Annotated in this window: 13 protein-coding genes; 11 read left to right on the top strand and 2 right to left on the bottom strand. The window is 40.5% G+C overall.

The features are described 5' to 3' along the window. Nucleotides 1–96: 96 nt before the first annotated feature. The 8 genes from CTY48_RS01615 (at nt 97) to CTY48_RS01580 (ending at nt 9,943) form a co-directional block, all read left to right on the top strand. Nucleotides 97–1,290 carry a C40 family peptidase gene (locus CTY48_RS01615; RefSeq protein WP_099466774.1) on the top strand — a complete coding sequence of 398 codons (1,194 nt, stop codon included), beginning with the start codon at nt 97–99 and terminating at the stop codon, nt 1,288–1,290. 687 nt (nt 1,291–1,977) lie between these two features. Next, nucleotides 1,978–2,505, top strand: a complete 528-nt coding sequence (gene hpf, locus CTY48_RS01610; protein ID WP_099466773.1) for a ribosome hibernation-promoting factor, HPF/YfiA family — start codon at nt 1,978–1,980, stop codon at nt 2,503–2,505. 203 nt (nt 2,506–2,708) lie between these two features. After that, nucleotides 2,709–5,279 carry a preprotein translocase subunit SecA gene (gene secA / locus CTY48_RS01605; RefSeq protein WP_099466772.1) on the top strand — a complete coding sequence of 857 codons (2,571 nt, stop codon included), beginning with the start codon at nt 2,709–2,711 and terminating at the stop codon, nt 5,277–5,279. A gap of 33 nt (nt 5,280–5,312) precedes the next feature. Further along, nucleotides 5,313–6,435, top strand: a protein-coding gene (prfB, locus tag CTY48_RS01600; protein ID WP_099466771.1) for a peptide chain release factor 2 whose coding sequence is annotated in 2 segments (ribosomal slippage) — nt 5,313–5,387 and nt 5,389–6,435 — 1,122 coding nt in all. Because the reading frame shifts where the segments join, the coding sequence is not laid out codon by codon here. Between the two features lies 1 nt (nt 6,436). Then, nucleotides 6,437–6,901 (top strand): chemotaxis protein CheW, encoded by a 465-nt coding sequence (locus CTY48_RS01595; protein WP_099466770.1) that lies wholly within the window; start codon nt 6,437–6,439, stop codon nt 6,899–6,901. 155 nt (nt 6,902–7,056) lie between these two features. Further along, nucleotides 7,057–7,500 carry an ACT domain-containing protein gene (locus CTY48_RS01590; RefSeq protein ID WP_099466769.1) on the top strand — a complete coding sequence of 148 codons (444 nt, stop codon included), beginning with the start codon at nt 7,057–7,059 and terminating at the stop codon, nt 7,498–7,500. 7 nt (nt 7,501–7,507) lie between these two features. Next, nucleotides 7,508–8,725: a homoserine dehydrogenase gene (locus tag CTY48_RS01585; protein ID WP_099466768.1), complete on the top strand. Its 1,218-nt coding sequence runs from the start codon at nt 7,508–7,510 to the stop codon at nt 8,723–8,725. 15 nt (nt 8,726–8,740) lie between these two features. Beyond that, nucleotides 8,741–9,943: a cofactor-independent phosphoglycerate mutase gene (locus tag CTY48_RS01580; RefSeq protein WP_099466767.1), complete on the top strand. Its 1,203-nt coding sequence runs from the start codon at nt 8,741–8,743 to the stop codon at nt 9,941–9,943. 120 nt (nt 9,944–10,063) lie between these two features. Here CTY48_RS01580 and CTY48_RS01575 read toward each other — a convergent pair whose 3' ends face one another. Next, entirely contained in the window at nt 10,064–10,489 is a 426-nt protein-coding gene (locus CTY48_RS01575; RefSeq protein ID WP_099466766.1) for a DUF2752 domain-containing protein, read from the bottom strand. 300 nt (nt 10,490–10,789) lie between these two features. On the opposite strand from CTY48_RS01575, the gene CTY48_RS01570 reads away from it, so the two are divergent. Further along, nucleotides 10,790–11,527 carry a DUF975 family protein gene (locus CTY48_RS01570; protein WP_099466765.1) on the top strand — a complete coding sequence of 246 codons (738 nt, stop codon included), beginning with the start codon at nt 10,790–10,792 and terminating at the stop codon, nt 11,525–11,527. A gap of 142 nt (nt 11,528–11,669) precedes the next feature. Here CTY48_RS01570 and CTY48_RS01565 read toward each other — a convergent pair whose 3' ends face one another. Then, entirely contained in the window at nt 11,670–12,182 is a 513-nt protein-coding gene (locus tag CTY48_RS01565; RefSeq protein ID WP_099466764.1) for a DUF4190 domain-containing protein, read from the bottom strand. Between the two features lie 140 nt (nt 12,183–12,322). Here CTY48_RS01565 and CTY48_RS01560 point away from each other — a divergent pair, with 140 nt between their 5' ends. Both CTY48_RS01560 and tnpA read left to right on the top strand, forming a co-directional pair. Then, on the top strand, nt 12,323–14,467 hold the full coding sequence (locus CTY48_RS01560; protein ID WP_099466763.1) for a Tex family protein: 2,145 nt from the start codon (nt 12,323–12,325) through the stop codon (nt 14,465–14,467). Nucleotides 14,468–14,665: 198 nt separating this feature from the next. Next, complete coding sequence (gene tnpA / locus CTY48_RS01555) at nt 14,666–15,139, top strand: IS200/IS605 family transposase (protein WP_099466475.1); 474 nt, start codon at nt 14,666–14,668, stop codon at nt 15,137–15,139. Nucleotides 15,140–15,225 lie beyond the last annotated feature (86 nt).

The raw sequence follows: 15,225 nt of genomic DNA, 5'->3' as shown, positions 1-15,225 counted from the left end.
AATGGTTGACAGCAGGGGCTTAATTTGTTATACTTAATTTCGTAATAAATTTAACAATTATGTAACAAATGAAAGCATGACAAAATGGAGAGTACGATGAATAAGAATAGACTAAAGATTATGACTGGCTGCATTGCGGGTGCAATTGTAATATCCGGCAGTGCATTTACCACACATGCAACAACAATTGGCGCAGATTTACCGACGGCAGGGATCACATTTGCTTTGAATGAGAAGTATGTAAGCAACCCTGAGACGGCGGATGAAGAGATTAAGAAGATTTTGGAACCTTCCGAATATGATAATATCGCCATTGCTCAGGTAAGTTATTATGTAAATATGAGAAGTGAGCCAAACGAAGAGAGTGAAATTTTAGGAAAGATTTATGATAATTCAGCAGCGACGATACTGGAAACAGACGGCGACTGGTATTTAGTAAAATCAGGGAGTGTTACAGGATACATAAAAGCAGAATATTTCGTGACGGGCGAGGAAGCAGAAGCCTTAGCGAAAGAGGTTGGTACGCGTATTGCAAAGGTAAATACCACCACGCTGAAGGTTCGAGATGATGCGAGTCTTGAAGCTACAGTTCAGACACTTGTTCCGATTGAAGAAGAGATGGAAGTCGTGGAGGAGCTGGACGGCTGGGTTAAGGTTAAAATTGATAGTGACGTGCTTGGCTATGTATCGGCTGAGTATGTAGATTTGAGAACCGATTTTGTACAGGCTGAGTCCATTGAAGAGGAACAGGCAAGACTGGCGAAAGAGGAAGCAGAACGAAAAGCAGCGGAAGAAGCAGCAAGAGCGGCAGATGAAGCGGCAAAGAAGAAAGCGGCAGAAAAGGCAGCAAAAGCGAAGACAAGCAGCTCTGCGAGCGCATCAAGTTCATCATCAAGCAGCCAAAGTGAAGCATCAAGCAGTACGGTATCCGGTTCCAGACAGGCAATTGTAAGCTATGCGCTTCAGTTTGTCGGAAATCCTTACGTATGGGGCGGAACAAGCCTGACAAACGGTGCAGATTGCTCCGGATTCACGCAATCTGTATTCGCTGATAACGGAATATCGATACCTAGAACCTCCGGTTCCCAGAGTGGCGGCGGAAGAGAAGTGGCACTCAGCGATATTCAGGCGGGAGATTTATTATTCTATTCCAACGGAAGCTCCATCAACCATGTGGCGCTCTACATAGGAAATGGACAGGTAGTCCATGCCAGTACAGAAAAGACAGGTATTAAGATATCAAATGCATATTATAGAACGCCAAGTAAGGCTGTAAGCTATATCAATTAAGAGGAAAAGGGATGTGTTATTTTAACACATTCCTTTTTGTATGATAGGAAATTGTTCAGAGCCAATTTGGAAAACACATAGTGTTTTCGAGATGTGGCGTATCCACCAAATAAATTTGATAAAGAGTATGTTTAGGAATGCGAGCATTCTACGCATACTCTTTATCAAATTTGCTTGGCTCTGAACAGTTACAAAATATAAACAAAAAATAAAAAAAGCAAAAAAATGAGAAGAAAATTATTGACAAAATATAAAATATACAAGATGCACAAAGTGAAAAAAATGTAATCAAAGGGAGAAAAAAGTCAAGGGATTTTTCGAGAAAACTTATCCACATATAAAAGTGCGTCAAAGGCGAAAAATAGAGTTATACACTGAGTTATCCACATTATCCACATTATTTTAGTGTGGAAAGCGTGTTTTTTAAAAAAAAACAAAAAACAAATGTTTTGTGAAAGTATAATAAATCGTAAGAAAAACGTAAAAACGTATTGACTTTTTTATCGTCAAAATATGGGAGAGAGACCAGAGAAAAAACGAAAGTTGTCAAAATAAAGGAACAAGAGTTTAAAAAAATAGGAAATGCTAGGTTAAACTATTGTAAAATAACTGAAACGTGGTATAATTATAGTACGATATTAAACAAAAGGTAATATTGTAATACAAACAGTAAAGGAGTGGGACATCATGCGTTATAATATTGTAGGCAGAAACATTGATGTAACAGAGGGTTTGAGAAGTGCGGTTCAAGAGAAATTAGGAAAATTAGAAAAGTATTTTACTCCTGATACTGAAGTTCAAGTGACTTTAAGTGTTGAGAAAGACCGACAGAAAATTGAAGTGACCATTCCTGTAAAAGGAAGCATTATCCGTTCCGAGCAGGTAAGTAATGATATGTATGTATCCATCGACTTAGTAGAAGAGATTATCGAAAGACAATTAAAAAAATACAAAAACAAAATCATCGATAGAAAACACGGCGATTCAAACTTTAAGCAGGAATTTATTGACAAAGAGTTTGAGGACAATGATGAGATTAGGATTATCCGTACTAAGAAATTTGGTATGAAGCCTATGTATCCGGAAGATGCATGTATCCAAATGGAATTATTGGGACATAGCTTCTTCGTATTTCGGAATGCTGAGACAGACGAAGTTTGTGTTGTTTATAAGAGAAAGAGCAATACTTACGGCTTGATTGAACCGGAATGTTAAGAAAAGTAAAAGAAATGGCACCCTGTCCGATGTTAGGACAGGGTGTTTTAGCGATTTATGAGACGGAAAGTCACGACAGAAATTTGTTGAATAAAATAATACTTAGTGTTACAATATCCATTAAAGAGTATTTTTAAGAATTTTTTAATAAATTTAATAAAGAAGAAGGCATACCAAAAAAAGTAGCTAATAGGAGTATGAGAATGGGATTTATTCAAAAAATATTTGGAACACACAGCGAAAGAGAATTAAAAATGGTTTATCCGATTGTTGACAAAATCGAAGCGTTGCAGGAGACAATGGCAGCACTGACAGATGAGCAGTTACGAGATAAGACCAAGGAATATAAAAAGAGAGTGGCTGAGGGGGAAACCCTTGACAGTATTTTGCCGGAGGCTTACGCTACAGTGAGAGAGGCGGCAAAAAGAGTTCTGAAGATGGAGCACTACAGAGTACAGCTTATCGGTGGTGTTATACTTCATCAAGGAAGAATTGCAGAGATGAAGACCGGTGAAGGAAAGACGTTAGTTTCCACATTACCGGCTTATTTGAATGCTCTGACCGGAAAAGGTGTACATGTTGTGACAGTCAATGACTATCTGGCACACCGTGATTCCGAGTGGATGGGACAGGTCCATGAGTTTTTGGGACTGACAGTGGGCACTGTTTTGAACTCAATGGAGAATGATGAGAGAAGAGCAGCGTATGCATGCGATATTACCTATGTTACGAACAATGAGTTAGGTTTTGACTATTTGAGAGATAACATGGTTATTTATAAAGAGCAGCTTGTTATGAGAGATTTGAATTATGCCATCATCGATGAGGTTGACTCCGTTTTAATCGATGAGGCGAGAACACCTCTTATCATTTCAGGACAGAGCGGTAAGTCTACCAAGTTATATGAGGCTTGCGACATTTTAGCAAGACAGTTGACACGCGGTGAGGCAAGTGCCGAATTTTCCAAGATGGCAGCCATCATGGGCGAGGAAATTGAGGAGACCGGTGACTTTATTGTAAATGAGAAGGATAAGGTTGTAAACCTTACAGAGGAAGGTGTTGCCAAGGTAGAAAAATTCTTTGGGATTGAAAACCTTGCAGATGCAGAGAATTTGGAGATACAGCATAATATTATCCTGGCACTTCGTGCACATAATCTGATGTTCAGAGATCAGGACTATGTTGTAAAAGATGATCAGGTTTTAATCGTAGATGAGTTTACAGGACGTATTATGCCAGGCAGAAGATATTCAGACGGACTTCACCAGGCGATTGAAGCAAAAGAGCATGTAAAGGTAAAGAGAGAGAGCAAGACATTAGCAAACATTACCTTCCAGAACTTCTTTAATAAGTATGAAAAGAAGTGTGGTATGACAGGTACAGCACTCACGGAGGAGAAAGAATTCCGTGACATCTACGGAATGGACGTTATTGAGATTCCTACCAATATGCCAGTTGTTCGTGATGATAAGCAGGATGCTGTTTATAAGACAAAGAAAGAAAAGCTTCATGCTGTTGTGGAAGAAATCACACAGTCCTATGAGAAGGGACAGCCGGTGCTTGTCGGTACAATCACAATCGAGGCTTCCGAGGAAGTAAGTAATGTGCTGAAAAAGCGCGGCATTCCGCATAAGGTGCTGAATGCGAAGTTCCATGAGCTGGAGGCGGAAATTGTAGCGGAGGCAGGTATTCATAAGGCTGTTACCATTGCAACAAATATGGCAGGCCGTGGTACGGATATTAAGCTTGACGCAGAGTCAAAGGCAGCAGGAGGTCTTAAGATTATCGGTACAGAGCGTCATGAATCAAGACGTATTGACAATCAGTTAAGAGGACGTTCCGGTCGTCAGGGAGATCCGGGTGAATCCAGATTCTTTATCTCACTGGAAGATGATTTGATGAGATTGTTCGGTTCCGAGCGTCTTATGAATATGTTCAATACCCTCGGTGTGCCTGAGAATGAGCAGATTGAGCACAAGATGCTTTCCAATGCAATTGAAAAAGCGCAGATGAAGATAGAGAACAACAACTTTGGTATCAGAAAGAATCTTCTCGAATATGATCAGGTTATGAACGAGCAACGTGAGATTATTTATGCTGAGAGAAGAAGAGTATTAGACGGCGAGAGCATGAGAGAAGTTATCTACAAAATGATAACCGATACTGTTGAGAGTGCTGCTGATATTGTGGTGGCGGATGATAGTGACTCAGAAGAATGGAACTTAACGGAATTAAATTCCTTATTGCTTCCGCTTATTCCACTGAAAGAGCTTACGCCGGAAAAAGTAAGAGGCACAAAAAAGAATGAATTAAAGCATATGTTAAAGGAAATGGCAGTTAAGCTCTATGAAGCAAAAGAAGCAGAATTCCCTGAAACAGAAGCAATTCGGGAATTAGAACGCGTTATTTTACTGAAGGTTATCGATAAAAAATGGATGGATCATATCGACGATATGGACCAGCTTCGTCAGGGTATCGGCTTACAGGCATATGGACAGAAAGATCCATTGGTAGAATATAAATTGAGCGGTTATGAAATGTTTGATGTGATGACAGCAAACATTCGCGAGGAGACCGTGAGACTGCTTATGCATGTGCGTATTGAGCAGAAGGTAGAAAGAGAGCAGGTTGCAAAGGTTACCGGTACAAACAAGGATAATACGGTTGCCAAGGGGCCGGTGCGCCGCGAAAGTACAAAGGTTTATCCAAACGATCCATGCCCGTGCGGAAGCGGCAAGAAATATAAGCAGTGCCATGGCAGGATGCAGGCTTAAATCAAATTTTATATAAGAAAGAAGGTTAGGGAATTGGTAGAACTGGATCAATTTAAAGCGACGCTGAATACCTATACAGAAGGATTAACAGAAGTAAGGGATTCACTTTGAGTTAGACAGGAAGGAAAAGCGCATCGAGGAATTGGAGCGAAACATGGAAGCACCGAATTACTGGGACAATGCGGATAAGGCGCAGGCGGACATGAAGGAGTTAAAAGCTTTGAAGGATGATATTTCAGACTATGCAGAATTAAAAGAGACATACGAAGAAATTGAGACCTTAATTGAGATGGGATATGAAGAGAATGATGAAACTCTTATTCCGGAAATTGAGGAGCTTTTGACAGGCTTTACGAACAAGATGGACAGCGTAAAAATAAGAACTCTTCTGTCAGGAGAATATGATAAAGACGGAGCGATTGTAACGCTCCATGCAGGAGCAGGCGGAACAGAGGCTTGCGACTGGGTAAGCATGCTTTACCGTATGTACAGCAAGTGGGTAGATTCAAAAGGATTTACGCAAGAGGTGCTGGACTATTTAGATGGTGAAGAGGCGGGTATTAAGTCGATTACGTTTCAGGTAAACGGAGAGAATGCCTTTGGTTATTTAAAGAGTGAGAAGGGTGTTCACCGTCTGGTGCGCATCTCACCTTTTAATGCGGCAGGAAAGAGACAGACCTCTTTTGCCTCCTGCGATGTTATGCCGGATATTGAAGAAGATATGGGAATTGAGATAAACGATGACGATTTGCGTATCGACACATACCGCTCAAGCGGTGCCGGAGGACAGCACATCAACAAAACTTCGTCCGCAATACGAATTACACATATTCCTACGGGAGTTGTGGTACAGTGTCAAAATGAGCGTTCCCAGCATAGCAATAAGGATAAAGCGATGCAGATGCTGAAAGCAAAACTCTATCTGTTAAAAGAGCAGGAGAATGCGGAAAAAATTTCAGATATCAGGGGCGAGGTTAAGGAGATTGGCTGGGGTAACCAGATACGTTCTTATGTTATGCAGCCCTACACGATGGTCAAGGATCACAGGACAAATATTGAGTCGGGCAATACAGACAGCGTGATGAATGGCAACATCGATCCTTTTATAAACGGATACTTAAAATGGAATAGCATAAAATCAAACGAGGAGGGTTAAAATGGAAGGCATGAAACCTATTATATTCAAACTGAATAATGAGGATTACGGAATTGACATTTCATTGGTCAATGCAATTGAACCGTCTCAGCAGACAGTGAGAATACCCAACGCACCTAGTCATATTAAAGGAATTATCAATTTGAGAGGGGAAATCATCCCTGTATTTAGTTTGAGAAGTAAATTTAATATGCCGGAAGTGACGAACCAAGATACAGAGCGAAAAATTATCGTGACAAACATTAAAGGTATGCCAATCGCACTTGAGGTAGATATGGTAAGTGAAATTCAAGAGATTGACAAGGCAGATATTACAGCGGTTCCTGATATTGTAAAATCTTATGATACTTTGTACATCAAGGCAATTGCCAAGGTTTCTAAAGAAATTGTTATCATTTTGAATACGGAAAAGCTCATGTCAGATGAAGAACAGGCACATATAGCGCAATTCATGGAAAATCAATAGGATTGGCGATAAAAAGGACAGGAAAGTCACAAGCCTGTCCTTTTTAGTATTTTTGACTCAAAAGTAAAAATAGGTTGCACAGAGCCAGCAATTGTGTTAATATCTTTGTTGGAAATACAAATGTTTTTCGTGTGCAAACAAAGAGGAAGGATTGTATGATAGAAAAAGAAAAATATTATGTAGTAAAGAAAAAAGCAGTTCCTGAAGTATTACTAAAAGTAGTGGAGGCAAAGAGGCTGTTAGACGCACAGAAGGTCATGACGGTTCAGGATGCCACGGAGCGCGTGGGAATCAGCAGAAGCTCTTTTTATAAATATAAGGACGATATTTTTCCATATCATGAAAATACAAAAGGAAAAACGATGACCTTTGTTGTTCAGTTAGATGACGTACCCGGACTTTTGTCTGAGGTGCTGGCGACGATTGCTGAGTATCATGGGAATGTATTGACCATTCACCAGACGATTCCGATTAAGGGAATTGCCATATTAACAATGAGTGTGGATATTTTGCCAGATTCAGGTGATGTAAATGAGATGACAGATAAAATTGAAGGAATCAATGGAATTCATTATTTGAAAATAATGGCTAAGGAGTAGTGAAAAAATGATAAATATTGCAGTGTTAGGATATGGAACAGTAGGCTCAGGTGTGGTGGAAGTTTTAAACACCAACCAGGACAGTATCAATAAAAGAGCAAACGAGGAAATCAATATCAAATATGTTTTGGATTTGAGAGATTTTCCGGAAGATCCGATTCAGGAAAAGATTGTTCATGATTATGATACGATTTTGAATGACAGTGATGTGCAGATTATTGTAGAGGTAATGGGCGGTGTAGAGCCGGCTTATACCTTTGTAAAGAGTGCCCTGCTTGCAGGAAAAAGTGTGTGTACATCAAACAAAGAGTTAGTGGCAAAGCACGGCAGTGAGTTGCTTGAAATTGCGAGAGAGAAAAACATCAATTTCTTGTTTGAGGCGAGCGTTGGCGGCGGAATTCCAATTATCAGACCGTTAAATTCCTCTTTGACAGCAGATGAAATCGATGAGATTACCGGTATCTTAAACGGAACGACTAATTATATATTAAGCAAGATGACCTTTGAAGGGCTTGATTTTGACACCGTTTTAAAGGATGCACAGGACAGAGGTTTTGCGGAGAGAAATCCGGAGGCTGATGTGGAAGGTTATGATGCGTGCAGAAAGATTGCAATTCTTTCCTCGCTCGCCTTTGGCAATCAGGTTGACTATGAGGATATTTATACAGAGGGTATTACGAAAATAACAGCAGAGGACATTAAGTACGCAAAGGAAATGGGAAGAGCGATTAAGCTGCTTGCTTCCAGTAAGCGTGTGGGTGATAGCTTCTATGCGATGGTAGCTCCTTTTCTTATCCCGGCAGAGCATCCTCTATACAGTGTAAATAATGTATTTAACGGAATTTTTGCACATGGAAACGTACTTGGTGATGTCATGTTTTACGGCAGCGGAGCCGGTAAGCTTCCGACAGCGAGTGCGGTTGTGGCGGACGTAGTTGACGCGGCAAAGCATTTGCACCGCAATATTATGCAGCTTTGGAGTAACAAGAAGCTTGAGCTTGCAGATATCAGCACAGCAAAGAGAAGATTTTTTGTCCGCATAAGCGGTGAGGCAGGTGCAAGACTTGCCGAGATAGAGCAGTTATTCGGTAAGGTGGAGGTTATCACTGTTTCAGAATTAAACAATGAGTTTGGATTTGTGACAGGTGTTTTATCCGAAGCTGAATATAAGGAAAAAGAAGAAAAGTGTCAGGGAATTATCAATCGGATTCGCATGGAAGACTAGTTGAGGTGAAATAAAATGAAATATGTAATAGTACTTGGAGACGGAATGGCAGATGAACCACTGGAGGAACTCGGTGGAAAGACTCCGCTTGAATATGCCAACACTCCAAAGTTAGATGAATTGTCAAAGAAGTCGGAAGTAGGGCTTGTAAGCACGATACCATCCGGTATGAGTCCGGGCAGTGACACGGCAAATCTGTCTGTACTTGGATATTTTCCGAGAAAATATTATACGGGACGTTCTCCTCTTGAGGCGCTTAGCATCGGAGTAGACATGAAGGATACCGACATCGCGGTTCGTTGTAATATCGTTACCGTATCGGAGGATGATAAGCCATATGAGGAAAAGACGATTATCGACCACAGCTCCGGCGAGATTACCACAGAGGAAGCTGCTGTTTTATTGGATGCAGTGAAAAAAGAGCTGGCAAATGATGTGTTTTCCTACTATGTGGGAACGAGCTACCGCCATCTTCTTATATGGGATAAGGGTGAGGTAGCAGAGCTTACACCGCCGCATGATATATTAGGAAAAGTGATTGGCGAATATCTTCCGAAGGAAGCAGCTTTGAAGGACATGATGAAGAGAAGCTATGATATTTTAAATCATCATCCAATCAATGAAGACAGAAGAAAAAGAGGATTAAATCCCGCTAACTCGATTTGGTTTTGGGGTGCAGGAACAAGACCGGCATTGTCCTCCTTTGAAGAAAAAAACAAAAAAAGAGGAGCTATGATATCGGCGGTTGACTTACTGAAAGGAATTGCGGTAGGAGCCGGTATGTTGAATATCGAGGTAGAGGGTGCTGACGGAACCTTAGAGACAAACTACGAGGGCAAGGCACAGGCGGCTGTCGATGTTTTGACAAAGCAGGATTATGATTTTGTATACATACATGTAGAGGCACCGGATGAAATGGGGCATCAGGGCAGCGTGGAGAAAAAGGTGAAGGCGATTGAGTACCTTGACCAGCGTGTCATTAAGATTGTATCGGAGAAGCTGGACGAATTAAAGGTAGATTACCGAATGATGGTCCTTCCGGATCACCCGACACCAATCTGCGTGAGAACCCATACAAGCGACCCGGTACCGTATATGCTTTATGACAGTACGGATATTCAGGACCATACTTGGAATTATAACGAAAAAGAGGCGAAGGAAGGCAAAAACTTCATTGCCGAGGGACATACATTAGTTGATTATTTGTTTAGTAAGTAAACTGATAAAAATATCGTTGGGTAAGCTTGCGGAGCAGAAGTTGTTGCTTCGCAACCCGCTCGGGCGCGAAGTGTGAGTAATGCTCACACTTTTTTTGTATTAGAATTATATTTTCAGAAATTAGAAATTTGCCAAATCAATTCCGAGGACAAGAAGCAGAAAATTGCGAAGAACAAAGAAAGCCAATAAAATTCCAAGCCCAATCCATAAATAGATATCCCGGTACTTCATTCCGATTTTAATTTTATGCTTGGAGACATACTCGATGGTATTGCTTATCATATACCAGGCATAGATAGCACCGCAATACAGCACAATCGGATTGTAGCGGAAAGAGCTCAGGAATGAGCCATGCAGCAATGCATGGACAGAACGGGTTCCTCCGCAGCCCGGACAATAGATGCCCGTTAAGGTATAAATAGGGCAAGGCAGCAAAAACAGTCTATAATTTATCGGTGAAAATGGCAGTAAGACCAAAATAAGGACAGAGACGGCTAAAATCGCCCAGCCAATTTGGTAGAGAAATTTATTATCATCAGTATTCATGGGAAGCTCCTTAAGTTAAAGCGGATATTCGTAATCCACTACGCTGCTTACTCATAACCTTATTACCACTTCGTGGTATCTCAGTAGGAGCTTGAACACCTACTGAAACAAGCAAGTTGTACCCCCGCTTGAAGGAGCGGAGAACTTCCTTGATAAGGTTAAACTATCTGTCCTATTATAGTAACACAGTTACGGTTCAACTTGCAATGCTGTGAAATATTCAGATGCAATATTGAGTTTTTAATGGTAGGTATGATATACTAGTAGAAGATTAAAAATCGGATTGGAGTGTAAATACATATGAGCTATAAGTCATCATCAGAATTAAAAGCTTTAGCAAGAGAGAGGTTAAAGGGGAAATATGGTATGCCGATGGGAGCTGTGGTTTTAACGATGTTAATTTCTCTTGCCGCATCTTTTACGAGTACCTTCCTAATCGGAACGGAGACTACCTTAGGCTGGGTTATATACTATCTGATAACCCTTATTGTCTCTCTGCTGACAGTGGTATTGGAAGTCGGTCTGCTGAGATTTTTCCTGAATTTTAATAGGAGTAAAGAGTACCGAATTTCAGATCTTTTCTGGAGCTTCCAGAATCATCCGGATAAAGTTATTCTGTATACCATTCTGGTAAGCCTTTTGGTTTTGGTATGCAGTATCCCTGCAACTGTTTTTGTAGTGTTGTATATTTTTACGCAGCAGGTGATTTTCTTTGTTTTATCCGTTATCGGCTTTATTGGAATGTTGGTGTTAAGTATTATAATCGGACTTATCTATAGTCAGGCAGTCTATCTGTTTGCAGATGAAAATAACAGATCCACAATAGAGACCATGAGAGAAAGCCGCGAGATGATGAAAGGACACAAGGGAAGATTATTCTATCTTAGTATATCCTTTATTGGCTGGTATTTATTATCGGTACTTTCCTGTGGAATTGCTCTGCTTTGGATTGTTCCGTATATCAATTGTACAATGACATATTTTTATATGGATTTAAAGGGTGAGTTCCAAAGCAATATCATAGACGAAAGAATTTAATATCATATTTTCTAGTATATAAAAAATCCCAAGAGTTAGTGTAAAACACTGCTCTTGGGATTTTTTTATCATAAATTACTTTGCAATTCCCTGTGATATGAAAACTATTTATGCGCACTTGCTCGTTTATTATGAAGTCAGATTAAAGATCTGACGGTGTGGGCGGAGCACTATAATCGTAGTCATAATCATAGTCATAAAAATAATCAAAGATATCATCATTATAATAGTCGTTATAATCATATTCCTCATTATCATACAAATCGGTATCAAAAGGAAGGTCTTCCCCATAAATTTCCTTGTAATATGCATTATAGTCCTGTAAAAAGTTCCCCATGGACCCATAAGAGGCAATCATGGTAATTACCATAAAAATAAGAACAAAGGTTGAAACTGCCATACCGACAATCGAAAGAATAACACCAATCAGCGCATTTGTGCTAAGCTTTGTTCCTTTTCCGCGAGATAAAAGCCCGAGGGCAATCGCAATACCCCCAAATATGTAAGAGCCATAGACACAGCAAATGGAGACAATCGCAAGGATACCAAGCACCAAGGTGGCAGTGGCCATTCCGTTCGGTTCATTTTTATCATAATAATTGCTTGTCGGCACAGGTGTATTTTCAGAAGCCGGTTCGTTGTTGTTATAATCCATATTTTCCTCCCGCATGTAACTTAAATTTAAATCTTTAATCTAAATTTTATCATGTCTTGTTCCGAATTACAACTTGAACAGCAAGGAAAATTGTTTTATACTTTTAGAAGGACAAAAGAAAGGGAAGGTTAAATAGGAATATGGATATAATAGCAAAGCTGGCGACAGAGCTGGAAGTCAAAAAATGGCAGGTGGAGGCAGCGGTAAAATTAATTGATGAAGGAAATACAATACCCTTTATTTCCAGATACCGAAAAGAAGCCACCGGCACATTAAATGATGAGGTTCTGCGAAATTTAAATGATAGATTGACGTATCTTCGAAACTTGGAAGAAAAAAAAGAGCAGGTGCTTACGACCATCGAGGAGCAGGGAAAGCTGACCGAGGAGCTGAAAAAGCAAATATTGGAGGCTGAAACCTTGGTCGTTGTGGAGGATTTATATCGTCCTTACCGCCCAAAGAGAAGAACAAGGGCAACGATAGCGAAGGAGAAGGGCTTGGAGCCTCTGGCAAATCTGATTTTGCTCCAAATGACAAAGGAGCCGATTGAAAAGGAAGCAGAAGCCTTTGTTAATCCGGAAAAAGAGGTGGATAGCGTACAGGCAGCGATTGAGGGAGCAAAAGATATCATTGCTGAGTATATATCTGATGAAGCTGACTACCGAATTTATATCCGCGATATTACGATGAAAAAAGGTATGATTTCTTCCACAGCGAAGGATGAAAAAGCAGAATCTGTATTTGAGATGTATTATAATTTCCAGGAGCCGGTTTCTAAGCTGGCTGGGCATCGTGTTCTTGCATTAAACCGCGGAGAAAATGAAAAGATTTTGACCGTTAAAATAGAAGCACCCGAGGAGGATATTTTAAGATATCTGAAAAAGCAGGTAATCAAAGGCAATAACGAAAATACGAGACAGATTCTGGAAGATATCATAGAGGACAGCTATAAACGACTTATCGCACCGGCGGTGGAGCGTGAAATTCGAAATGATTTGACCGAAAAGGCGGAGGATGGTGCAATCAAGGTTTTCGGAAAAAATCTGGAACAGCTTTTGATGCAGCCTCCTATTGTGGGACAGGTAGTGCTTGGTTGGGACCCGGCCTTTCGAACCGGCTGTAAGCTGGCAGTTGTGGATGGAACCGGAAAAGTGCTTGACACAGCTGTGATTTATCCGACTGCACCTCAAAATAAGGTAGCGGAAGCAAAGAGCACGGTAAAAAAGCTTATTGAAAAATACAATATTTCCTTGATATCGGTAGGAAACGGAACTGCCTCCAGAGAATCAGAAATGATAATTGTGGATATGCTAAAAGAAATAAAGGCAAACGTCCAGTACATTATCGTGAACGAAGCAGGAGCCTCTGTTTACTCGGCAAGTAAACTTGCAACGGAGGAATTCCCGAACTTTGATGTGGGACAGAGAAGTGCTGCATCCATTGCCAGAAGATTGCAGGACCCGCTGGCAGAATTGGTAAAAATTGATCCGAAATCCATCGGTGTAGGACAGTACCAGCATGATATGAACCAGAAGAAGCTCAGTGAGGCGCTTGGAGCCGTTGTTGAGGATTCTGTAAATAAAGTAGGTGTGGATTTGAATACGGCATCCGCCTCCTTGCTTGAATATATTTCCGGCATCAGTAAGGTTATCGCGAAAAATATTGTTCTTTACCGCGAGGAAAACGGACGATTTGAGAACAGAAGCGAGCTGAAAAAGGTAGCAAAGCTAGGACCGAAGGCATACGAGCAGTGCGCAGGCTTTATGAGAATACAGGGAGGCAAAAATCCTCTGGATGCCACAAGTGTGCACCCGGAGAGCTACGACGCGGCAAAGGCATTGTTGGAAAAGCTTGGATATAAGCCAAAAGACATTGTGGAAGGAAACTTAAGCGGCTTGTCAAAAAAGATTACAGACTATGAAAAGACGGCAGAGGAGCTTTCAGTTGGCGTAATTACGCTTCAAGATATTGTGAAGGAACTGGAAAAGCCTGCAAGAGACCCGAGAGATGAAATGCCAAAACCGATTCTTCGTACCGATGTGCTGGAGATGAAGGATTTGACACCGGGTATGACGCTGAAGGGAACAGTCCGAAATGTTATTGATTTTGGCGCCTTTGTTGATATCGGGGTTCATCAGGACGGACTCGTTCACATCTCCCAGATGACAGATAAGTTTATCAAGCATCCGCTCGAGGTTGTCAGTGTGGGTGATATTGTGGAAGTGAAGGTTATGAGCGTGGATTTGTCTAAGAAGAGAATACAGCTTACGATGAAAATAAAGTAAAAGGCAGAAATAAAACGAACTCTTACACAGAAAAAGCCTGTTTGTGAGAGTTCGTTTTTGTTTGTATAAACAGAAAAAATAAACCTCCGGCTATGCCGGTGGTCCCACGGTTTTGCTTTAGCTTCAAGCAAAAAACCTCCTATGTTATAATAATTGCGGGTTTAGCCAACCACAAAAAAGACATAGGAGGTATCCAAAATGGATATGAATAGTTTAGCCCATACTAAATGGGAATGCAAGTATCATTTGGTATTTGCACCAAAATACAGAAGACAGATAGTATATGGAAAAATTAAAGCAGATATTGCTCAAATATTAAGTACATTATGTAAGCGTAAAGGAATAGAGATAATGGAAGCAGAATGTTGTGTGGATCATATTCACATGTTAGTTAGAATACCACCCAAATATAGTGTGTCTGAAATAATGGGATATCTAAAAGGAAAAAGTTCACTGATGATATTTGAAAGACATGCTAATCTAAAATATAAGTATGGAAATCGCCATTTTTGGTGTAGAGGATATTATGTAGATACGGTAGGAAAAAATACAAAGAAGATACAAGAATATATTGCAAATCAATTGAAAGAAGATCATGAATCGGATCAAATGACATTGAATGAATATATAGACCCGTTCACGGGTGAGCCAGTACAAAAAAGCAAGAAGTAGTCCCTGAAAGGGGAGCTAGGGAATAAAGCTATAATGAAAGGCTCAAGGAGATTGCAGGAGTAAGGAGGCAATAAAAAAGGCCCTTT

Origin of the sequence: Konateibacter massiliensis (genome assembly GCF_900184995.1) — a bacterium.
Classification (GTDB): Bacteria; Bacillota; Clostridia; order Lachnospirales; family Lachnospiraceae; genus Lachnotalea; species Lachnotalea massiliensis.
Note: the sequence above shows the minus strand (reverse complement) of the source record. Positions and strands in the feature narration are given on the sequence as shown.